The sequence below is a fragment of the Aquirufa nivalisilvae genome (assembly GCF_004307455.1).
In the GTDB taxonomy this organism is placed as follows: Bacteria; Bacteroidota; Bacteroidia; order Cytophagales; family Spirosomataceae; genus Aquirufa; species Aquirufa nivalisilvae.
This window is the reverse complement of the sequence record NZ_SEWX01000001.1, coordinates 581,549-603,581: the sequence shown is the minus strand read 5'-3', so window position 1 is coordinate 603,581 and position 22,033 is coordinate 581,549. Positions and strand designations below refer to the sequence as shown.

Sequence of the window (22,033 nt, the reverse complement as noted above, 5' to 3'; positions counted from 1 at the left end):
TCGTTTCAAAAAATGTTCGGTTCCCTCTTGGGATGGGTTAAGCCTAATTACCCAACTCGGTTTTTAATTGGGCTATTTTACTTTGCAATGGGCTTATGGTATCAATTTTTAGCCCCTTGGTAAATGTAATTTGGTGCGACAAATCCCCGTTCTGTATGGCAATCCACTCATCGCAACCATCAAAACAAACGTTACATGCTTTATATTTCAAGAGATTAAATTGAGACCAATTCACCACATTTTTGATTTCTGCCCATTCTTGGTCGGATAATTTCCTAGACTTAACAACTTGAGGCTTCAATGAATTACGTGGCACATAATACGTATATCGAACTGTTTGATTCGCAATTTCCAAGGTATCAATTCCTGAGCCCCATCCGCATATAAAACCTGCTTTGATCTTGAAATTAGATTCATTCAAAGGGTCTGGCGTGGAATTTTTACAGGAAAAGATTCCAAGGAATATACATACCAATAATACGAGATTCTTCATGATGTTAAAATAACGTGTATGTTGTAATACGATGAATGAATCGGTTAAATTGTATCTATTTCCTTTAAATCAAAACAACTTTTTCTTTTTACTTCGCCCCAATCAATAAAGCCAAACCAACGATATATAAGAGCAACATCCAGTTAAGCATACTTTTGGTGGAGCTCTTGGCTTTATCAAACTCCTTCCAAATAAATATTCCCCAAATAGCCGCTACCACCGTAGCCCCTTGGCCCAAACCATAGGAAACCGCTGGGCCTGCTTTTTCGGAAGCTAAAATACTCAAGGCCATTCCAATGAACCAGATACCTCCTCCCAAGATCCCCATTACATGGTCTTGAAAGGTTCCTTGGAAATAATCCCCAAAGCCTACTGCATTTCCTGAAAATGGCTTTTTCATTTGCCAAGTATTGAACAAAAAAGAACTCAGCAAAACACCTACGGAAAATAAGACCAAGGCGGTATAAGGACTTAATTTGCCAACTTCAGGGGTCACAAAATTAGTAGCCATGGAGGCTGCCACGTATTTATAAAACAAACCCATTAAACAACCACTGATAACAGATAAGAATAAACCTTTGCTAGATAATTTTTCAGAGCCTCCTTCATTCAATTGTTTATAGGCTCGGGCATTTAAAATAATAGCCAATGAAATCAAGGCTACTCCACCAAAGATCAAGATGGGGCTTCCTTGTGGAGCAGCTAGGTAATTCACCAATACACCTAATACCAAGGCAATACCAATACCTACGGGAAAAGCAACCGACATCCCTGCAATGGAAATAGCAGCCACTAATAAAATATTAGCCCCATTAAAAATCACTCCACCTAGAAAGGCCGAAAATAGGTTCTCTTGGGTAGCTTGGTTCAAATCAGGGATAAAGCTTCGGCCTTCGTCACCGACGCTTCCAAGCGTTAAAGCAAATAAAATCGCTGAAATCAAAATCCCTAGTGCATAATCCCAATAAAACAATTCGAATCGCCAATGGCTACTGGTCAACTTCTGGGTGTTGGCCCAAGAACCCCAGCACAGCATCGTTACGATACACAGTAAAACGGCCGTCAAATAATTTTCGATGATAAACATAGTATCCTATTTAGAGGTTTAATGCAAATTCCCCAATCGGTAAAACTGGGTATCGGTCAATTTTTTACCTGGTGCATCATAGACAATCACGTCCATCATACGCACTTCCTGCCCTTCTACTGGATTCAATAGTTTCAAGCGAACTTGGTGCTTACCCGGTGCTAAATCGTAGTTCCAAGTCAACTCATGTCGACGAGTCGTAAAGGCCGTTGGCAATTGGGCTTTCTCCATCAATTTACCATCTACATACACTTCCATGTCAAAATTATGATTCGAAGTGGATGCCCATTTGGCTGTCTCGCCTCTCACGACAAAACCTTTTCCTGTAAACTCAAATTGGTATTCATCTTTCAATACTTTGCCTACTCCGATTTTCTGAGTCGGATAAACCCCATCAAAACTCTTTTCAAATGCCACCGCTTTAGGAGCTTCCATTGGGATATATACATGGTCTCCAACAATTTTACCCCCGTTTCTTTCTATGTTTTGCAAGGCATGTTTGAAACCAATGCTATACACATCAGTTAATGAAGTGCTCGTATATTTGAAATCGATTCCTTCTGCCTCTTTTAAACCTTGTTTCCAATAGCTTGGGATTTTATCATAACCTAACATGGTGCCCAAAATTCCACCAGCAGAAGAAGGGTTGCAGTCGGCATCTTGACCACAGCGGGTAGTGATTTCCATGGTTTTAGTAAAATCTCCTTGGCCATACAATAAGCCAATCACCACATAGGCAGAGTTTACCGTGGCATCAATATTAAATGGCGCAAAAACACCATCTGGACAACCAATATCTTGCGCCCATTTTTTCTGAACTTCTAACCAAGTTTTGGTCCAGTCATTGGGATATTGCTTATGCCAACGTACTACATCAGAGATACATTGGTAGTAAGCACTTTGTTTAGGAATGGTTTTCAAAGCCTCTTGGATAATGTGAGGAATATCCTTGGATACAAAGGCTAAGGTATAGCAGGCTCCTAAAAATACTCCGCCATAATAACCATCTCCATAATTCATGATATGGCCAATTTTATCCGAAATTTTGGATGCTACATTGGGCATTCCTGGCGACATCAGTCCGGCAAAATCGCATTCAATTTGGTAGTCGATGCAATCCGCATGAGGATTATTTTTCCAATGCCCGGAAGCGGGTGCGCCAATTCCATGCAAAATATTATACCTACCTGCTTGGTTGGCATGCCAAAGAGCATAGCCCGCCTCCGCATAGGCTTTGGCATGGGAAGCTATAGGTGCATCTAAACCTTCTCTTTCAAATACCTCGACAAAAGTTAAATCCATGTACAAGTCGTCGTAGAGACCTGCATTTTCCAACATGGTTTTTTTCAAATAGCCATCGTACCAAGGAACAGGTTGGTAGGCATCAATCATGGTACCGTTGTAACGAAATTCCATCGGGCCTCCAAAGGTCACACCAATGGTTTGTCCAGCCCATCCACCTTTTATTTTATCTTGTAGAGTCTGTTTAGAAAGGACGATCGACTTAGACTGTGACCATGCCAAGAAGGGCAAAAAAAGTAATGCCAAGTAGAATTTTTTCATCGTTTTAGGGTTTTAAAGCAAATTTTTGATTCATATAATGGCCCATCAAAATATCTAGAACTTTCGCTTCTTGAATTTTTACCCCAATAATGGCATTGGGCTTTCCGTCAGAACTGCGCGTAAATCCTTGATTATCGACGGTAATATGCCGATTCTCCGTTTGAAATAAGTTGGGATGTAATAACATCGCGATAGCTACTGGGTCAAACAAGGTTGGGGTTTCGTGACCCCACATTTGATATAAATCTGTAAGGGCATTCGTCAAGGGGGTATTCTTCTCCTTCAAAATCCGACGGTTTTCTGCGGAAAGTTTTACTTGGGAAGTCACATCGGTGCCCGCATAAGTAATCTTTGCTCCAGATTGTACAAACTTTTGTGAAGCAGGAACATCCACTTTCACATTCCATTCTGCATCAATAGGCTTCTTTTGATTATAGCCTACATCAAAAGAGCCAAACATGGCATAAATATGTTTCGCTTTCTTTAAAATCTGGGGCTCTTTTTGGATAATATCTGAGAAATTAGTGACTGGCCCTACGGAAAATATCACCACCTCATTCGGGTATTTTTTGATTTGCTCGATGATGAAATCGGCAGCAGGTTTTGACTGAGGTTTTATTTTGTCAAATCCTTTAGCCCAAGAAAATTGGTCGGCATACCAATTCGCTCTTTTGTCAATATGAGAGGTATTTCTACCCATAAAAACTGGTATGTGTCCTTGACCTGTTTCATGCAATATCTTTAGGGCCAAACGGGCTCTATCGTCTGTTCTACCATAGCAGGTCGTGATTCCCAAAATATCCAACTTATCCTGCTGGGTTAATAAATAGGCCAAAGCATAAGCGTCGTCGATATCATCTCCTAAATCACAATCAAAAATGACCTTTTGTTTCTTGCTTTGAGCTGTTAGAAAAAAGGGAATGCATAAGAAGAGCAGGATGAGTTTTTTCATAATTGTTCTCGTGTTGGCATGGAGGCTTGAGCCCCTAATTGAGTGACAGATAATGCAGCCGCTTTACAAGCGAAAGCGATAGCTTGATCAAAAGCCATTCCTTCAGAAAGGGCAACGACCAAGGCCCCGTTGAAACAATCTCCTGCAGCGGTGCTATCCACGGCAACTACATGCTGAGCAGGAACATGGCCAAAAGCTTCTTGTGTTTTCCAATAAGCCCCTTTAGACCCTCGAGTAATCACTACTCGTTTCACCCCACGGGAAAGAAAATAGTCGCAGGCCAACGATAAGCTAGCTTCATCCACTGGTCGGATTCCTGTCAAAAATTCCGTTTCTGTTTCATTGGGACTGATGATGTCAATATGAGCATACAAAGTCTCAGGTAAAGCACAGGCTGGTGCTGGATTTAGTACCACAGATAAGCCCGCATGATGAGCTTTGTCAATCGAATAAATAACGGTTTCTAATGGGATTTCAAGCTGTAACAAAAGCCAATTGCCATTTTGAAAGAGCGAATTGGCTGCTTCTATATCGGAAGGCATGAGTCGGGCATTTGCCCCTGAAGCCACCGTTATACAATTTTCCCCCTGAGCATCCACATTGATTAATGCAACACCCGATGGTTGTTTATCATCTTGGCAAATGAATTGGCTGTGTATTCCCTCTAGAGTAAATTGCTTGAGGGCGCTTTCACCAAAAACATCTTTCCCTACTTTGGCAACAAAATACGTCTCCCCTCCTAAACGAGCTGCTGCCACAGCCTGATTCGCTCCTTTGCCACCTGGATTCATAAAAAATGTTCCTCCCAAGACTGTTTCTCCTGGAGCAGGAAGTCTTTCCGACTGGATAACCATGTCGGTATTTGAACTGCCGATAACGATGATTTTGGCCATTATACCCAAGTTTCTTTTTCGATAATTTCCCCTGTAGCTTTCACTTTTAAGATTACTTTCTTGTCACCATTAGGCAAAATTTCTTCTTTGATAAACCAATGGTCGGCATCATACTCTTGGAATACAGAAGGTTTACTAAGACCTTCTTGACCTCTCCATTCAGGCAATTGAACGGGTTCCCACAATTTTGTTTTAGCGGAACGATAAGCGGCATCAATGATGGCATTCACCACATAACCATCATAGAAAGTTTCCATAGGACTTTCTCCTTTTTCATAGGCATCAAACATGTCGGTAAACATATTGGTATAACCCAATTCATGCGCCTCATCACCGACGGGAAACTGCCAACCTGAATCACTCTCTGCCTTTTCTGCTACATAAGATTTGCCTGCTCCTGAGGTAAACATTTCGAAGCCCGTTCTTAAAAATGAATTGATCCAAATGGTTCCTTCCGTTCCCATCACTTCATCACGTAAATCCATTCCTCCCCGAAAAGTCCAGGATACTTCAAATTGACCTATAGCTCCGTTTTCATATTTGACCAAACCAATGGCATGATCTTCGGCATCGATGGGTTTCACTTGGGTATCTGCCCAGCACATCACTTCTACAGGTTTCACGTCTTTTCCTATGAAATTCCGTGCTATTTCGATGCAGTGACATCCTAAATCAAGCACAGCGCCTCCTCCTGCTTTTTGAATATCCCAAAACCAATCTGAATGTGGTCCTGGATGTGTTTCTCTTGATTTGGCCCATAAAATACGTCCTAAAGCACCCGATTGGATGGATTTTAGTGACTTCAAAAATTTAGGAGTATAACAAAGATCCTCTAGGTATCCTGCAAATATACCTGCCTTTTCGCAAGCTTGGGTCATTCGCAAAGCTTCATCTGCTGTTCTCCCTAAAGGCTTCGTGCATAACACCGCTTTTTTATGTTTGACACAGAGCATCACCGCTTCTTCGTGCAGGTAATTCGGTAAAGCAATCACCACAAACTCGGTAGCTGGATGAGCAATCGCCTCCTCCATGTTAGTCGTGTAATGAGCGACTTGAAAATCTTTGGCAAAACGAATCGCCGTTTCTTCTTTTCGGGCATAAACCACGCTCACCTGGTCTTTCCCACGACGTCCTGTTAATGAATCCGCATAAAATCGTCCAATAAATCCACCTCCTAGAATACAAACTTGTGCCATTTTATTTTAAATCTTGTAAGGTTATTTCTTTGTCTTTACTTAAAAAATCCGCTTGATTCACGACGCGCTGACCACTGGCCAAAAGAGCCGTATCATCCACTACTTGTACTGGTTCAATGCAGGAAGTATGCTTTTCTCTGAAAGGTTTATTAAAAGAAAGGTTATAGGCTGAAATCACTGACCAACGCGCATGCTCGGATAAATTAGCTTCTGAGCGATGTAAAATATTGCTATGGAAAAATAACACATCACCGGCCTTTAGCTCGCAATAAACAAGCTCTGAAATTTTTTCTGCTTCGTTCACAAAATCCATATCTGCCCCTTGTTGCTCTCCGGCAAACAAATGTTCGAAGCGTTGCATTTTATGGGTTCCTTTAAGGACTTGTAAACATCCATTTTCTATCGTGGCATCAGTTAGAGCCACCATAACCGATATCATTGCTTCAGGAAACAAGAAACCATTTTTATACCAATAGCCGTAATCTTGATGCCATTCCCAAGAACCTCCTACGCGAGGTTCTTTTTGCATGACTTTGGAGTGAAAATGACAAACTTCGCCTTCGCCTAATAAAGTTTGCACGCCTTCCACCAGTCGCTTACTGCGCGACATTAAGCCAAAAGAATCGTCACCGGCGGTAAACCAAAGTGTTAGTTTCGTTTTTTTACCTGATTGGTCATTTAGATCAAAAGCCTGATTAACCACAGATTGATCCGTGGCCACGGAATATAGTAAATCGATCTCTTCTTGGGAGAAAAGTCGAGGCATAATCAAGTAACCGTCTCGATGGTATGCCTCTTTTTGTGTTGCATTTATCATAGTTTAGAATAGATAAAGCTAATATAAGTATTTCTCAAAAAAATCTTATTTTATCTACCCTGATTACTAGAAAATGAATGCATTTTATTTGAAGACCAAAACCCAGTTTGAGAGTATTTCTTTATTTAAACAACTCTGGATGCATTTTGTCCCAAGGTGTAACATCTTGATATAATTTGGCTAAAGCCAAAATAGTAGCCTCGTCGAACAGGTTCCCTAAAAAGCTAATACTGGTCGGCTTATTCGTTTTTTTGTCAAATCCATTCGGAACTGAAACCACAGGATGACCTGTAAGATTTGTAATAGCTAATTGGTTGCCTGAAAAAAGGCTTGGACTGATGATGACATCAAAATCTTTGAATAGATAATTGACTTGTTGCATCAATAGATATCGATGACGCTGGGCATTGATGTATTCTACGGCAGGAATGAATCTAGCCGTTCTAAATTGGTTAGGCCAGTCGCCTTTTCTTTGCATGGTCAATTCATCATCGACATTAAATCGAGTTAATTCATCAAATTGGGCGGCACATTCTGCTCCAATGATAATGTCCATCATTTGGAATGGATAAAACTGCTTTTCTGGAAATACGACAGGTACGATGGTAGCACCCGCTTGTTGAAGTACTTGTATTACCTTCCATTCATTGGCGGTAGAATCTTTCAGTTTATCAAAATAGTTTTTGGCATATCCAATTTTCAACTTTTTGATATTCAACTGATTGGAATAATTAAACGCCGCTTCGGTAGCAGACAAATCGAGGCCATCTGTACCTCGAATGGCATTAAAAACAATGGCGGCATCTTCGGCATTGCGACAAATCGGGCCAATTTTATCTAGGCTATAACTGAGCGCCATAGCTCCAGTGCGGCTCACCCTTCCAAAAGTTGGACGTAGTCCCAAGGCACCACATGCGGTGGAAGGGGAAACAATACTTCCCCAGGTTTCAGTACCTATAGCAAAAGGCACTAATCCAGCTACGGTAGCGGAAGCAGATCCTGCTGAGGAACCAGAAGATCCTAAGGCTAGGTTCCAGGGGTTTTTGGTTCTACCGCCATACCAATAATCTCCCATAGCTAGTGCCCCTAATGTAAATTTTGCCACTAATACGGCCCCTGCTTGCCGCAATTGTTGATAGACAAAAGCGTCTTCCTCAATCATTTGCTCTTTGTAGGGTGCCGCACCCCAGGTGGTTTTAGTTCCTTTGACGGCAAATAAATCTTTTAGTCCATAGGGTATGCCATGCAATATGCCCCGGTAATTTCCATGGGCAATCTCCTCGTCGGCCTGCTTCGCTTGTTCTAATGCGAGGGATTCTGTCAAAGAAATGAGGCATTGTAAAGTATCTCCGTACTTCTTGATCCGATCGATATAAAATTGGGTCAACTGGACAGAGCTGATCTTTTTCGTTTTGATTAATTCGGCAAGTTGAGGAATGGTATAAAATGCCAAAGCCGATTGTCTGCTGGGTAGTTCTATTCCATGGGCTTGCGTCCATGCGATAGGATGTTGATTTTTATTGACGCTTACTCCTGGAAGAAGTACTGTTTGCCATAGACTTAATGGAACGGAATTGGGCAAATGAACTCGGTGTTGCTCTTGGTAAATGGTTAAATTGTCTTGTACATCCGACAATAAGGTATCGATTTCATTACTGGTAAAATTCAGGTCGAAAATCTTGGCTGCTCCTTCTACGTCTTTCTTTTGGATTTTAGATGTTTGAGCAAATCCTGTAGTAACAAGTAAAAACAAGTTGATCCAAAGTACATATTTTGCCATAGGTCATCATTAGTTACCATGAAATAAATCAAAATAAGCGAATTTGCTCCTTTCTTGACGAAAATTTATCAGAAAGCTGATTATAGCTTGCTTGGAATTAGAGGAAATCCCCACTTAGATTTGTCAACTTTTGAAAAGTTGACAAATCTAGGTAACAAACCAATTAACTAATCTACTTGCTAGGCTTCCACCAATCAGGAACGGAAGGAACAGATTGTTCAATGCGATGTATATATGCCTCACTGAGTGCTGGTAAATTTGCCGCCAACACGTTGGATTGAACCTGAGCCACTGATCGAGCACCCGGAATAACAACCGAAATATTCGGGCTTTGTAAAGTAAATCGCAAGGCATTAGCTGACAATCCTCCCGGTAAATCTGCTAAAAAAGCCAATTTTCTTGCATTTTCTACCATCCAATTTTTATCCCGATATGCCATGTGAGATCGGTAATCATCTTCGCCAAATTGAGGGTCCTCTGTTAATAAACGATCACTTAGAAAGCCCGAACCCAAAGGTACCCGACCGATAATATCATATGCTGCTTGATGAGGATGTGAACGTAAAATCTCATCGACCCGGCGGTCCAAAGCATTATAAATTACTTCTATTACGGATCCAAATCCCGCATCCATCACTCGTTTTGCCCCATACACACTTTTAGAGCTTACCCCATACTGACGAATAAGTCCTTGGCTAACTAAATCTTCAAAGGGAGCGCGATCATAGTTCGCCCAATCAAAATTATCTGGAGGAGAATGCAACAACAAGACGTCGATGTGCTCACGCTGTAAGCGTTGCAAGCTAGCTTTCACGCTAGCAAAAAGGTGTTCAGGGGAAAAATCCTGCCCTGTAGTACCATCTGACAAATATACATTCCCAAATTTGGTACAAACAATGATATCTTGGGGATAACTCACTTCTCGAAGAGCCTTACCCACAATGATTTCAGATAATCCTTTACCATAAGAATCAGCTGTATCTATGAATTGAATACCCGCCTCAAAAGCAGCACTCAAAATGGCTAAGGATTCTTCTTCGCTAATTTCACCCCAACCCATAGCCTTTCCTTGAACTATATTGGGACCGCCCAATTGCCAAGTACCTAGACCTAATTTCTGATGTAAACGATTCGAAAAACGATGAATGCTAGCTTTCGTCATGTCCTAGGACAATTGAAAATCTGGCTCTAATATAATCTTACCTTTGATCAAGCAACGTTCTCCCTTTTGTGAAGCGAAATAGGCATTTCTTCCATGTAAAATACGATCATCATGAAAAAATGCCGCCTCTCCACGTTCTAATTGAACAGGTAAAACCAAACCCGCATTGATAACCCGAGTCTCTAAAAATTGATGAAAATCTTCTACTAATTGAAGGGCTTCAGGTGTATTGTCTTTATCAACACAGAAATAATTCCAGTTGGCCAACCAACCCAATTCATCTTGGTCTAAAATCTTACGTACTTTCTTATGACCAGCCTTATCAAAATTCACTGTAATGGTCATCAAACGCTCCAATAGTTCCTCTTGACCATCTATTTTTAAACAATCTACCAAATCTGGTAAATCAAAAAATGTGGTTGCACCTCCACGGGCAGCACGTGATGTGCAGTAAAAAAACTGCAAGGATTTTTCATCGCCTAGTTCCACATAGGAATCATCTGTATGTAATGGCTGACGGGTATTACTACTTCTATAACGATCTGGAATAGCTGGATCATAACTAATATCTATCCAACGGTTGTCCTTTCTTTCTCCTGTAATCAAATCTTCGTCCTCATTAAAAGGAGTACCGATAGAGTCCGCAAAATTGATGTAAAATTGTTCCAAAGGAATTGGCAAATTATAGCCTGCCAAATGGATTACTTTATATTGCTTAACCGCTTCTGTTAATTCAGCAATGGTCTCTTGTTCGGTCGTAAAATTAATTTTCTTAAAGAATTTCATACGTACATTTTTCAAATTTGATACAAAAAGAACATTTCAATGATCCCAATTTCAAAGGTACAAAAATTTGTTAACTGACTTTTCCTGCTACTATGAATAAATTATTTATCGGTCATATGATTTCTATCAAGGTTTAGGTCCCAAATCACGGTATGCAATCACTTGAATCCCTAATTCTCGAATGGCGGCTTTTACCTGCTGACTCGTAAATACATCCGTAACGCCTTGTCGGTCCGCAGCCACTCCCTCATATCCAATATGGGAAACGGCCTTCAATTCTGCATCATCTAAACCTGGATGATCGACAAAACAATAAGTCTTGCCTGCTTGAAGTTTCCGAAGCATCTGGATAAAACTGGTAATCTTTTGAGCAGATGTTTGGCTAGGACCTGCATAAGTAGCTCGCTCAAAAGGGTATGTCGTATTATCATAAATTAAATGATATTCTTTGGCCAATTTTTTGGTCATTTCAATCACTTCTTCATTTATTCTGGAACATCCCATGTGCGACGAAATGTGGCTTATTCTTGGGATTTTTTTGATGGCTAATTCTATTTGAGCCCTAAATTCTGCTTCAATATCTGCCAACGTAAACTTATTTTCTATTATCGCCAAGCCAGGGTAATCTTTGTTAGCATACACCATCGGAAAAAAATACCCATCTGGATCACGCAAACTTTTGGCCTCTGTTAAAGGCCTCCATTTAACTTTATCCCACTCACTCGTAATTGCCAAATGTATTCCCACATCAATAGAAGGATTTGCTTGTAGCATCTGCACCGCCTCCGGAAACCAAGGTGAAGGAACAATCACTTCAATGGAGGATTGGATCCCTTGCAAGGAGGATTGCATCAAGGCCAAATTACCCGAATGACTATAGCCCATATCATCTCCACGAACAATCAACCGGGGAGCTTGGGGATTTTGGGCCCAAGATTGAAATGCCCAAAAGAGCAGTAGCAAAACCTTCTTCATCGTATTGAAAATTAGATTTAGGAAAATTGTTCTGGGAAAAATACCCAAAATTTGCGGACATTCGTATCTTGTTGCACAAAAACCTATTTCCTATGTTAAGTTCCATCTTCTTATTCATTCATACCTTATTCGCTTTTGGCAGTTCAGATTCTACCCAATATCAATTAATTGTTGGTTCCTATACCAAAGCCAAAAACCCAGGTATCGAAGTGTTTGACTTAGATTTAGCTACTGCCAAAACGAAACCCAACTACATTCGAGAAAACCCTAATGCATCGTATCAAGCACTTTCGGCTGATGGAAATTTATTATATTCTGTATCAGAAGAAGGTGGAGGGAAATCCGCCATTAGTGCCTATGCCCGAAATGCCAATGGCACATATACCAAATTAAATTCTAGCCCAACCATCGGCGATGGTCCATGTTTTGTCAAATACCATGAGGCAAGTAAAACGGTCTATGTGGCTAATTATGGAAGTGGCTCGCTCAATGTATTTAAAACAGAAGAGAATGGCCGGCTGCTACCTGCTTCTCAATCCTTTTTTTATAAAGGTTCCAGCGTAGTAACTGGCCGACAAGACACACCACATGCCCACATGGTGGCCATTTCTCCCGATCAAAAAAGCTTATATGTGCCCGATTTAGGTTCTGACAAAATCCATTGGCATCCTATTTTACCTGATGGAACATTGTCCGAAAATTATCAATCCATTTCGGTGAGTGCAGGTAACGGTCCACGTCATATGATTTTTCATCCAAATGGACAGCTCGCCTATGTCATCAATGAACTAAATGGTACAGTTGATGTCTTTAAAATTAATGCTCATGGCTTGGACAAAATTCAAAACATTGTTTCTGATACAAGTACAAAAGTAGCCGTTAAAGCTAGTGCCGACATACATATTTCTCCCAATGGGAAATGGTTGATTAGTTCCAATCGAATTACTAGTGACAACCTAGCTCTTTTTGCGATACAAGCGGATGGGACATTGAAGTCAATGGGTTACCAAACAGTAGCAAAAATGCCAAGAAATTTCAGCTATGACCCTAGCGGGAAATGGTTATTTGTGGCCAGTCAAACCGAAAATAGAATTCAAGTATTTTCTGTTAATCAGCAGACAGGTTTATTAACGGACAGCAAACAGGACATCGCAGTTGCAGCTCCAGTGTGTCTTTTATTTATCAAGAAACCTGATAGCCCCGAAGAACGTCTTCAAGCTTTAGGTATCACTTTACTGAAACCCAGCACACCTTTAGCTAATTATGTCAAATTTACTCGGGCAGGAAATATCGCCTATTTATCAGGGCATTTACCAGAGAAGGCAGAAGGCGGATTTGTGCTAGGAAAGCTAGGTAATAAACTAAGTGTAGAAGAGGGTCAAGCAGCAGCGAAAATGGCTGGAATTGCTTTAATATCTACCTTAAAAGGCCAATTAGGTGATTTACGCAGAGTGAAACGCATCTTGAAAGTAACTGGTTTTGTTAACTCAGATCCTAGCTTTACTCAACAACCACAGGTCATGAATGGCTTTTCTGACTTAATGGTGGCCGTTTTTGGCGACAAAGGAAAACATGCTCGCTCAGCGGTTGGCGTCAACGTATTACCGAATAATGCTGCGGTAGAAGTAGAAATGGTCGTAGAGCTTTACTAATAATCCGTTTTGATGTTGGAATCAAATGGAGCTTTTATTTGGTAGCCCAAATCCCCATCTCGCTGATTATCCAAAACATCTAAGCCATATTGTACCTGGCTCACAGAAGTACGATTGAAAGTCCCAAATACGCGATCCCAAATGGCGAATATATTTCCATAATTGGAATCTGTTTGTGGACGACTCATATGATGGTGTACCTTATGCATATTCGGTGAAACAATCACATAACTGATAAGCGTATCTAGCCATTGTGGCAGGCGAATATTGGCATGATTGAATTGAGATAATACCACTGATAAACTTTGGTAAATCATAACCAACCACATGGGTGCACCACAAACTAGCACGCCAAGCATAGTAAACAATGCTCTAATAACACTTTCGCCAGGATGATGTCGATTGGCCGTGGTGGTATCCACCATCGTGTCGGCATGATGCACCATGTGAAACTTCCACATCACTTTTACTTTATGTTCTACCCAATGTACAAAATAGGCTCCTACTAGATCTAATAGCAATAATCCCACAATCAATTGGCCCCAATTTCCCATAGGAAACCATTGTAAAACACCTATTTGATTTGCTATGGTCCAGTCGCTCAGTTTCACAATCCAAAGTGCAAAGCCAAAATTAACCACGATGGTGGTGAAGGTAAATAAGAGGTTTATACCAGCATGCTTCCACTTATTGTAGCGAAAAGACACCAAAGGCATGGCGTATTCTAACAACCAAAAAAAGCTGATACCTCCGGCTAAAATGAGGGCACGATGGCTACTCGGTATATGGTCAAAATAAGAAATAAGGTTCTCAAACATTGGGATAGGGTTTTGCTCAAATCAATGACAAATAATGGTAAAAACCATCTCATTTCCAATACCTCTCTCTTAGCAAAAAAGTCTATTTTAAGTTAAAAAATGGTAGACTCCATAGGAAAGCGCTAAGCCGATCAGTGCCCAAATTAACCCAGATGATTTTCTTTTCTTCAAAAATAACAACAAGATTAAGCCCGTAGCTGAAATGAATATCATGAATATGGCCGAAATATCAATCACCCAAGCCCAGGATTTGCCTGTATCTCTACCTTTATGTAAATCATTAATGACAGCCATCCATCCCATGCGGGTTTCAGTTAAATCATAAGCCCCAGATTCTCGATCAATAAACACATCAGCTGTATAGCCTGGCCCTTGAAATGAAACCGAAATTTCGGCATCATCAATTCTAAAATCATTCAATTGCCCTTTGATTCCATGGGTATTTCGTAGATGTTCCACTACTTCCAATTTGGCAATTTTAGCCGTATCCACTTGATTCACCCAAGCCACATTCAACTTCGCTTTTTGCTCCTGAACATCGGATTTCTCAGGTAACCACTCTTGATGATTCAAGGTTAAACCCGTCACAGAAAAGAATAAGACAATCGCAAAGCTGAACATGGATAAATAAATGTGTAGCCAGCGGGAGATTTCTGCAGTAGAACGACGAAGTTTACTTTGCTTAGGTTTTAATTTAGAATTGGGTGTACTCATATGCTTGGTTAAAAGAAGCCCATGAATGACTCGTGGGCTCTTAATAATAATAGAATCTAATTTATTTGGCTACATAACTTAATGATGCACCCGTTACTTCTTCATTACCAGAAAGCGTTTGCTTTTGATCTTTACCATTGAAATTCATTTCTTGTTTCATCAATTGGTATGTCCCATGTTCACGAGCGGCCTCTATGTACACCGTATATTTTCCTTGTTTCACAAATTGCCCAGCATCATCTTTTCCATCCCACACCAACGTATATTCTCCAGGTGAACGAGTCGCACTCGCCAAAGAAGCAATATCAATCGCACTTTCTCTTTGTGCTGCATACCATGAACGTAAATCTGGCAACCATCTTGGCTTATTAAACCACAATGCGATGCGTCTGATTGGCTTATGATTTTCATCTTCTACCCATACAGCCACAAAGGGACGACGGAAGCGCCCTTCAAAATTGGCTAACTCGAATTTAATTTGCAATTCCTGCTTATCTGTCCACATTTTTTCCTTTTGATTGACCATCAAGATATTCGTACTTAAACTTGAAGGACGGAAATTGGGGGCATTCGAGGCTAAAAGATTATTCCAATTGGGACTTGTATATTCTTCTCCCGACTTCGTCAAAATCAAATAATCGGTATCAGGGATAGAGGAAGCTAAATGCTGGCTTTCTGCCGGGCTCATCACCTGAAAGGCCGTAGATAAAGCCCCCGCTGTTACGGCATCCGGATGTACAACAGTCGCACTGATGATTTCAGAGGCAGGTTGGCCAGTCAAAGGGTTCATCACATGAGAAAACCATTGTTTATTGATTTCGAACCCTCTTTGATAATCTCCAGAAGTGGCTACTGCTTTATTTTCTACCAATATTTGGGAATGTGGTGCGGCATTTTCTGCGAAATTTCGAGGGTCTTTGATCGAAATTTGATCTACCCCATTTCCTTTAACGATGATATCTCCACCGACATTTAATACAATTCCATTCACCCCATCCATAGCTAAAGCGATATCAGCAGCTTTTTGCATGACATACGACTTGGCAAATGAATGTAAGCGTAAGGCAGCTTGACTGGTTCTCGCAATGCTTTGTTCAGCCTCATTGATTTCCCAATGTTTTTGTTGAGCTATGTTGACCGCTGCTTGAATATGCTCTTCTTGAGGTAACTGGTTATTATGAACAGCTTCTTTCCAAACATGCGTGATTTCTTCTGCGGAGGCGTTAATCAAGCCTCCTGTTTTTTGATGCCAAGCATCAAAGTGCTGAAGAACTTCCAATAATTCGTTAGATACAGGCTTAAACTCCCCTTGACTCGTCATCCATTGATTAAACTCGGTACTAGGGTGATAAGTACCCAAAATTTGACTTAAGCGTTTCACTTCCGCTAGTAAACTGGCTTCTGCTTTTTTAGCCGCTCCATAATGCGATGCCGCTATTTTAAGATCTAAGGAAGTTCCCAACAAATGATCCATTTGAGAAACATAAATACCAGAAGATTGAGTGGACGTAATTTGGGGAGAGGTAACAGAAAGGGCTGCAAGGCCAAGGGATCTTAACATATGCTATTTCATTAGGGTTATTTGATATCGAAATTTAAATTTATTCCTTAGATGGCTATTAAATTATAGATAAACTACTCTTTTTTGTCTACCCAAAGCAAAAATATTTCCTTTTCCTAAACGCTGATCTGCCCTGATTATTAAGTCGCTATCTGGATTTACGTTGTAATTAATCTCCATTTTGTCGATTTTTACCAAAATTAATACCTCTAAGGCCCATATTCGGGTTGTCAATAAAATTAACATGAAATTTAAACACCTAGTTAGCTTCACATTCATTCTTACAATCCTAAGTTTTTCGATTTTAGCCCAAGTAGGACCAAAAGGTAAAATTAAAGGTCAAATCATTGAAAAAGAATCCAAAGCACCTGTCCCATTTTCTAGCATTCGCATATTTCAAGCGGGAGCTCAAAAATTAATTACGGGTGGAATAGGAGATGACAAAGGCCAATTTTCTACCGAAGTAGTTTATGGTACCTATGATGTGGTCATTGAAAGTGTGGGATTTGAAACCATTACTCAAAAAGGAATTAGTATTAATAAAGAAAATCATACCATCAACTTGGGTATTTTGGAAGCTAAATCTTCTTCTAAAACCTTAGAAGAGGTAACTGTCAAAGGCCAAAAAGCTTCGATGGAATTGGCTTTGGATAAACGTATATTTAATGTTGGCACAGATTTAGCCAATCGTGGTGCGACGGCCTCTGAAATTTTAGGCAACCTGCCTTCCATTCAAGTAGACGGTGAGGGTGGGGTTAAATTAAGAGGAAGTGACAATGTCCGCATATTAATTGACGGTAAACCTTCTACTTTGGTAGGAATCAGTGGAGCAGGTGGACTACAATCTTTACAAGGAAACTTGATTGAAAAAGTGGAAGTTATTACGAATCCTTCTGCGCGTTATGAAGCTGAGGGTATGGCGGGAATCATCAATATTGTTTTGAAGAAAAATCAAAACCAAGGATTTAATGGGGCCATTGAAACTACGACGGGATATCCCGAGAATTTCGGTGCTACAGCGATTGTCAACTACCGCAAGGACAAATTGAATTTCTTTCTCAATTACGGATTATTTTACCGCAGAACACCTGGCAGAGGAAATATTTACCAAGAAGTTTATACACCTGGACAAACCAATTATTTGCAACAAACTTCTCAAAATAATGTGAGAGGTATGGTCAATAATATCCGCGGAGGAGCAGATTATTTTTTCAATGAAAAAACGGTTTTAACTGGTTCATATATTTTTCGAAGAACCGATGTTCGCCGTATTTCAGATTTTCATTATTTGGACTACCAAAAAAGCTTGAGCAATTTATATAGCATTACTGATCGCCAGCAAGACGAAAAAGAAGCGGAGCCAAATTCCGAGTATGCCTTGACCTTCAAAAAATCGTTTGCTAGAAAAGGCAAAGAGTTTACTGCTGATTTACGCTATTTAGATTATTGGGAAAGTTCGGACCAATTATTTACTCAAGTAGGTAAAAGACCTGATGGAAGTGCTTTTCCAGAAAATTCTAGAATTCAAAAATCACTTAATGATGAAGCTGAACACCAATGGATATTACAGGCAGATTATGTGAATCCGGTAGGAAAGGATGGTAAAATAGAAACGGGTTTACGTACGAGTTTCCGTGATATGACCAATGATTACATTGTCACTCAAAAACAAGAAACGGGAGAATTCACGGTAGTACCTGGTTTACAAAACAATTTTGTTTACCATGAAAACATCACAGCTGCTTATGCCATTTGGGGAACCAAAATCAAGAAATTCTCCTATCAAGTGGGGATCCGTGGGGAGATGACAGACATCCGTACAGAGCTATTGCAAACGCATGAGAAAAACCCAAGGAACTACGCCAATTTGTTCCCAAGTGCCCATTTTACCTATTCTTTGTCGGCAGATAATTCATTCCAACTAGGCTATTCCAGAAGAGTTCGTAGACCTACTTACAATGAGTTAAGTCCATTTGTAACCTATTCTGACAACCGAAACTATTTCTCAGGTAATCCAAATCTAAATCCTCAATTCACCGATGTGTTTGATTTAGGTCATGTGAAATACTATGAAAATGGCAGTATCAGTTCATCCATTTACTATCGGAATACTGATGGAAAAATAGATCGTATCCGTCAGGTAGATGCCAATGGCTATTCGGTTACTTTACCTCAAAACTTCAAAAATGAAGTTTCCATGGGTGCCGAATTTACTGGATCTTCCAATCTAAGTAAAATATGGAAGGCCGATTTGAGTGTCAATATTTTCCGCGCTAAGGCAGATGCCAGCAACATTGATCCCAACTATGTGAGTGATACCTATTCTTGGTTTGCGCGTCATACATCCCGCTTTAAGCTAGGAGGAGGAGTAGATGCTCAATTGAGAGCCAATTATGAAGCGCCACAAAATACCCCACAGGGTTCAAGAGGTTACATTGCATGGATGGACTTGTCGGCTAGTAAAGACATCATGAAAGGCAATGGAACTTTAACGCTGAATATCTTAGATGTATTCAGTTCTAGAATCATGCGGTCTGAGACGAGAGGTACTGGATTTTACACCAAATCAGAGTTTCAAGGTCGTCTAACACAATTCAACTTGACATTCAATTACCGCATCAAAACGACTAAACAAGCGGCTAAGCAACGTAGAAGTATGATGGATGAGGAGTAGAACCTAATCCATCATAACTACACCTTAACTCTATGTTTTGGATTGATTAAATGACTTTTGGATAATTCCCAAAATCAACAGATTGATAAAACTAAATCCTAGCTGAAAAAGTAAGTATTCAGGGATAAATATTCTAAAGGAAAATAATGTAATTAAAAGTATTATACCATAAATCAAGGACCATTGATTTGAAACAAAATTCTCCTTTCCAAATACCCATTTGATGTAAATCAAGATGGGTAAAATGACAAGTATTGTTGTAAGAAGAATCTGATTGAAAAAAGTAAGATTATGGTAAAAAGAATATTCGTCTAACTTTAAATGTGCAACATACAAAATGTGCATGTATAATACGGAAGCACTTGCGCGCCAACTAAAGATGATTGAATTCATATTGGTTCAATTTTGGAATAACCATCTATTAAAATCGTCATTCATTCCAAGTATTTGAACAAATTAAACCAAAAGACAATTCTTTTTCAAAATTCAAAACACTTCTTGCGTTTAATCAAGATTTTATGTGATTTCAGGGATAAAATTCCCAATATACACTTAACTTATTTCCAAGGTAGATCCACCAATTTGATCCCCAATAGTTTTTGACATACCTGATCCAATTTCTCTTCCGAACCTTCTAAGTGAAATGTTCTTTGTACATGGCGCAATGACTGCCCATGGGCTAAGGCAATAGCGGGTGAAGAACTTTCCAATTCATAGAATTTTCCCATCTGAGTTCCTGTATCATTTTTACCATCATTATAGGCATTTAGGGCATCTCCTTGAAAGGGATTTTCCTGAATTTCCCACATGGAATTGACATACTCTTGATCCCCATGGTAATCAAATTGAAGAATCGTTAAAATATGATTGGCTGCATCATAACTTGCCGCCAAAGGCACCAAGGCTTTAGGAGGAATACCTAATTTCCCTCTCGAGTTCGCGTCTGCTTTAAAATAAAGCATGCCGTCTTTTTTGATCAAACGATCCGCTGGAATCTGACCAAAATAGGCAGCATTGATGGCCGCTTCTTGTCCTTTTTGATAAGGAATTAAAATTGTGTTTTGGTCGGAAGCCTTCATCATACCCAACAACCAAATTGATAAAACACCGGTGGATTTAGCCCAATCTTGCCCTGTATTTTTTAATACGTTATCCGTTTGATAGCCCACCCAAGAAATTCCTTCCAATGGGATTTGTAAGTACGTTTTGGCTTCCGATTCACTTAATAATTTAATTTCTCGATCTAGCGAAACCTTGAATTTTGTTCCTGAATAATTCTCAATTTCAAAATCCTTGTGGAATAAGGCCTTTTGACTATCCGATTTTACCAAAGGATAAGTCTCCGTATCGATTATTTCGGGAGTCTGCCAATGTTCAAAAGTAAAGGGATCTCCTTGTTTAAAATACACGGAAAATTGCCCACCTTCTGGCCCTAGCCAAAAGCGCTCTTCCCCTCCAAAAGCATTCATATGAGGCCCTAATTTACCCGATTTTATAAGCTTATGGTTAATCCAACCATAGCTAAATCCTTCCTCCCCTTGGGAACTACTGGTCATCACCCGAGCCTGGTATTTTCCAACAATCAAAACCTGCTGGTTTCCTTGTTTCAGTAAGACAGTCGTGGGATCATTTTTCAATAAATCATAATCGTAACCAAAGCTATTTTCTGGGTTCATGGCTGTGTTTGAAGGCTTAGAAGGTTGACAAGCCATCATCAGTCCAGCGAGGATTAAAAAATAATGCGCTTTCATAGGTTTTGAGGGCTTGTAAATAGGTAATGAAGTTAATGAAAATTCCTAACGCTGGCAAGGTTCGAAACCTTGACAGCGTTGTCGTAACGAATGAATTTTCAACGTTATTGTCCAATAAATTGATATTCAACTAGCTTCAATTTCTGTTCTAAAAAAGAAAGAAAAATCTCATCAAATGACGTATTTAAAAATTTACTCAGATTTTATCCAAATAGGCCAAATATTCATTTAAAAATGGCATTAGATCCGTAATTTTGATTTGAAAAAAGGAATTCCTTTTTAACACAAAGACAACCTATTTACTATGAAAAAAAACATTTGGCTCATGGCATTGTCCATGGCTAGTATCATGTCCTGCCAACGGTCCAATAGCCCCAATCAAATCGAGGCATGGTCCTTTAAATCCCAACAAAAACTTCGAATTTCCGCACACCGAGGAAACTCGGGCTTAGCACCTGAAAATACCCTTGCCACTTTTCAAAAAACATTGGATATGGGGGTTGATTTTATTGAGATTGATGTTCGTACTTCCAAGGACAATCAATTAGTCATTTTACATGATGGAACACTGAACCGTACAACGAATGGCACAGGCCCCATTGCTAACTTGACTTTAGCAGAAATCAAGCAACTAAAAGCTAATAAAGGCTGGGAAGGGCAATTCCCAGATGAACGAATTCCTACTTTGGAGGAAACGCTACAATTAGTAGAAAAATGGAACAAGCAAAAAAATACGAAAACCTACATTTACGTAGACTGTAAGCAAGTGGATCCAAAACCCTTGTTGAAATTAATGAAACAATATCATCTTGATAAGGAATCCGTTTACTACGGAGATGATGATTTTTTAGAAAAGTTAAAAATGGAAGATCCCCTAAGCAAAAGAATGCCGAGCTTAAATAAAGCAGATGAAATGTATGCTAAAATAAAACGTTTGGCCCCTTATGCATTTGATGTCAATTGGCTAAAAATGAATGCTCAGTTAGTGAAAGACATCCATGAAAAAAATATCCGAGTTTATTCCGATGTGTTAGGACCGCTCGACCAAGCTGCCAATTATAAAAAAGCAAAAGAACTGGGAGTAGATCTAATTCAAACCGATCACGTAAAATCAGTTTATCGATATTTTTTGGGAAACTAAATTGAAAAATTCAACGTT

Annotated in this window: 18 protein-coding genes; 3 read left to right on the top strand and 15 right to left on the bottom strand. The window is 39.8% G+C overall.

The genetic code is table 11. The annotated features are described in order from the left end of the window. Positions 1–43: 43 nt before the first annotated feature. From EWU22_RS02675 to EWU22_RS02625, 11 genes are all read right to left on the bottom strand, one after another. On the bottom strand, positions 44–493 hold the full coding sequence (locus tag EWU22_RS02675) for a hypothetical protein (RefSeq protein ID WP_130924301.1): 450 nt from the start codon (positions 491–493) through the stop codon (positions 44–46). A gap of 88 nt (positions 494–581) precedes the next feature. Beyond that, positions 582–1,580 carry a GRP family sugar transporter gene (locus EWU22_RS02670; RefSeq protein ID WP_130924300.1) on the bottom strand — a complete coding sequence of 333 codons (999 nt, stop codon included), beginning with the start codon at positions 1,578–1,580 and terminating at the stop codon, positions 582–584. Between the two features lie 18 nt (positions 1,581–1,598). Next, complete coding sequence (locus EWU22_RS02665) at positions 1,599–3,143, bottom strand: ADP-ribosylglycohydrolase family protein (protein WP_130924299.1); 1,545 nt, start codon at positions 3,141–3,143, stop codon at positions 1,599–1,601. A 4-nt stretch (positions 3,144–3,147) separates the two neighbouring features. After that, positions 3,148–4,095 carry a nucleoside hydrolase gene (locus tag EWU22_RS02660; protein WP_130924298.1) on the bottom strand — a complete coding sequence of 316 codons (948 nt, stop codon included), beginning with the start codon at positions 4,093–4,095 and terminating at the stop codon, positions 3,148–3,150. After that, entirely contained in the window at positions 4,092–4,988 is an 897-nt protein-coding gene (gene rbsK / locus EWU22_RS02655) for a ribokinase (RefSeq protein WP_130924297.1), read from the bottom strand. The genes EWU22_RS02660 and rbsK overlap by 4 nt, the downstream gene beginning before the upstream one ends. Further along, positions 4,988–6,184 (bottom strand): Gfo/Idh/MocA family protein, encoded by a 1,197-nt coding sequence (locus EWU22_RS02650; protein WP_130924296.1) that lies wholly within the window; start codon positions 6,182–6,184, stop codon positions 4,988–4,990. Before EWU22_RS02650 ends, rbsK begins: the two co-directional genes overlap by 1 nt. Position 6,185: 1 nt before the next feature. Next, on the bottom strand, positions 6,186–7,001 hold the full coding sequence (locus EWU22_RS02645) for a phytanoyl-CoA dioxygenase family protein (protein ID WP_109321840.1): 816 nt from the start codon (positions 6,999–7,001) through the stop codon (positions 6,186–6,188). A gap of 121 nt (positions 7,002–7,122) precedes the next feature. Beyond that, positions 7,123–8,781 (bottom strand): amidase, encoded by a 1,659-nt coding sequence (locus tag EWU22_RS02640; RefSeq protein WP_130924295.1) that lies wholly within the window; start codon positions 8,779–8,781, stop codon positions 7,123–7,125. A gap of 172 nt (positions 8,782–8,953) precedes the next feature. Continuing rightward, positions 8,954–9,943 (bottom strand): aldo/keto reductase, encoded by a 990-nt coding sequence (locus tag EWU22_RS02635; RefSeq protein WP_130924294.1) that lies wholly within the window; start codon positions 9,941–9,943, stop codon positions 8,954–8,956. Positions 9,944–9,946: 3 nt separating this feature from the next. Continuing rightward, the gene (locus tag EWU22_RS02630) at positions 9,947–10,729 is read right to left on the bottom strand and encodes a TauD/TfdA family dioxygenase (protein ID WP_130924293.1); all 783 of its coding nucleotides are present in this window, start codon (positions 10,727–10,729) and stop codon (positions 9,947–9,949) included. Positions 10,730–10,855: 126 nt separating this feature from the next. Then, positions 10,856–11,704 (bottom strand): polysaccharide deacetylase family protein, encoded by an 849-nt coding sequence (locus tag EWU22_RS02625; protein WP_130924292.1) that lies wholly within the window; start codon positions 11,702–11,704, stop codon positions 10,856–10,858. Between the two features lie 92 nt (positions 11,705–11,796). On the opposite strand from EWU22_RS02625, the gene EWU22_RS02620 reads away from it, so the two are divergent. Continuing rightward, positions 11,797–13,356 (top strand): Atu1372/SO_1960 family protein, encoded by a 1,560-nt coding sequence (locus EWU22_RS02620; protein ID WP_130924291.1) that lies wholly within the window; start codon positions 11,797–11,799, stop codon positions 13,354–13,356. On the opposite strand, the gene EWU22_RS02615 is transcribed toward EWU22_RS02620, so the two are convergent. The 3 genes from EWU22_RS02615 to EWU22_RS02605 form a co-directional block, all read right to left on the bottom strand. Next, entirely contained in the window at positions 13,353–14,174 is an 822-nt protein-coding gene (locus EWU22_RS02615) for a sterol desaturase family protein (RefSeq protein WP_130924290.1), read from the bottom strand. The two genes, EWU22_RS02620 and EWU22_RS02615, sit on opposite strands and share 4 nt — an antisense overlap. A gap of 87 nt (positions 14,175–14,261) precedes the next feature. Next, entirely contained in the window at positions 14,262–14,888 is a 627-nt protein-coding gene (locus tag EWU22_RS02610; protein ID WP_130924289.1) for a PepSY-associated TM helix domain-containing protein, read from the bottom strand. Positions 14,889–14,949: 61 nt separating this feature from the next. Beyond that, positions 14,950–16,449: a DUF2271 domain-containing protein gene (locus EWU22_RS02605; RefSeq protein WP_130924288.1), complete on the bottom strand. Its 1,500-nt coding sequence runs from the start codon at positions 16,447–16,449 to the stop codon at positions 14,950–14,952. Positions 16,450–16,693: 244 nt separating this feature from the next. On the opposite strand from EWU22_RS02605, the gene EWU22_RS02600 reads away from it, so the two are divergent. Beyond that, positions 16,694–19,123, top strand: coding sequence for an outer membrane beta-barrel family protein (locus EWU22_RS02600; protein ID WP_109321830.1), 2,430 nt, complete (start codon positions 16,694–16,696; stop codon positions 19,121–19,123). A gap of 557 nt (positions 19,124–19,680) precedes the next feature. On the opposite strand, the gene EWU22_RS02595 is transcribed toward EWU22_RS02600, so the two are convergent. Beyond that, a complete protein-coding gene (locus EWU22_RS02595; RefSeq protein WP_130924287.1) occupies positions 19,681–20,874 on the bottom strand; it encodes a DUF6786 family protein in 1,194 nt (397 codons plus the stop codon). Positions 20,875–21,178: 304 nt separating this feature from the next. Between EWU22_RS02595 and EWU22_RS02590 the strand changes: the two genes are divergently transcribed. Continuing rightward, the gene (locus EWU22_RS02590) at positions 21,179–22,015 is read left to right on the top strand and encodes a glycerophosphodiester phosphodiesterase (RefSeq protein WP_130924286.1); all 837 of its coding nucleotides are present in this window, start codon (positions 21,179–21,181) and stop codon (positions 22,013–22,015) included. Positions 22,016–22,033: the final 18 nt, after the last annotated feature.

What these genes read in the sequence shown, in the direction of transcription:
- EWU22_RS02675 (WP_130924301.1), bottom strand. Translation starts at nt 493, where the DNA reads ATGAAGAATCTCGTATTATTGGTATGTATATTCCTTGGAATCTTTTCC.
- EWU22_RS02670 (WP_130924300.1), bottom strand. Translation starts at nt 1,580, where the DNA reads ATGTTTATCATCGAAAATTATTTGACGGCCGTTTTACTGTGTATCGTA.
- EWU22_RS02665 (WP_130924299.1), bottom strand. Translation starts at nt 3,143, where the DNA reads ATGAAAAAATTCTACTTGGCATTACTTTTTTTGCCCTTCTTGGCATGG.
- EWU22_RS02660 (WP_130924298.1), bottom strand. Translation starts at nt 4,095, where the DNA reads ATGAAAAAACTCATCCTGCTCTTCTTATGCATTCCCTTTTTTCTAACA.
- rbsK (WP_130924297.1), bottom strand. Translation starts at nt 4,988, where the DNA reads ATGGCCAAAATCATCGTTATCGGCAGTTCAAATACCGACATGGTTATC.
- EWU22_RS02650 (WP_130924296.1), bottom strand. Translation starts at nt 6,184, where the DNA reads ATGGCACAAGTTTGTATTCTAGGAGGTGGATTTATTGGACGATTTTAT.
- EWU22_RS02645 (WP_109321840.1), bottom strand. Translation starts at nt 7,001, where the DNA reads ATGATAAATGCAACACAAAAAGAGGCATACCATCGAGACGGTTACTTG.
- EWU22_RS02640 (WP_130924295.1), bottom strand. Translation starts at nt 8,781, where the DNA reads ATGGCAAAATATGTACTTTGGATCAACTTGTTTTTACTTGTTACTACA.
- EWU22_RS02635 (WP_130924294.1), bottom strand. Translation starts at nt 9,943, where the DNA reads ATGACGAAAGCTAGCATTCATCGTTTTTCGAATCGTTTACATCAGAAA.
- EWU22_RS02630 (WP_130924293.1), bottom strand. Translation starts at nt 10,729, where the DNA reads ATGAAATTCTTTAAGAAAATTAATTTTACGACCGAACAAGAGACCATT.
- EWU22_RS02625 (WP_130924292.1), bottom strand. Translation starts at nt 11,704, where the DNA reads ATGAAGAAGGTTTTGCTACTGCTCTTTTGGGCATTTCAATCTTGGGCC.
- EWU22_RS02620 (WP_130924291.1), top strand. Translation starts at nt 11,797, where the DNA reads ATGTTAAGTTCCATCTTCTTATTCATTCATACCTTATTCGCTTTTGGC.
- EWU22_RS02615 (WP_130924290.1), bottom strand. Translation starts at nt 14,174, where the DNA reads ATGTTTGAGAACCTTATTTCTTATTTTGACCATATACCGAGTAGCCAT.
- EWU22_RS02610 (WP_130924289.1), bottom strand. Translation starts at nt 14,888, where the DNA reads ATGAGTACACCCAATTCTAAATTAAAACCTAAGCAAAGTAAACTTCGT.
- EWU22_RS02605 (WP_130924288.1), bottom strand. Translation starts at nt 16,449, where the DNA reads ATGTTAAGATCCCTTGGCCTTGCAGCCCTTTCTGTTACCTCTCCCCAA.
- EWU22_RS02600 (WP_109321830.1), top strand. Translation starts at nt 16,694, where the DNA reads ATGAAATTTAAACACCTAGTTAGCTTCACATTCATTCTTACAATCCTA.
- EWU22_RS02595 (WP_130924287.1), bottom strand. Translation starts at nt 20,874, where the DNA reads ATGAAAGCGCATTATTTTTTAATCCTCGCTGGACTGATGATGGCTTGT.
- EWU22_RS02590 (WP_130924286.1), top strand. Translation starts at nt 21,179, where the DNA reads ATGAAAAAAAACATTTGGCTCATGGCATTGTCCATGGCTAGTATCATG.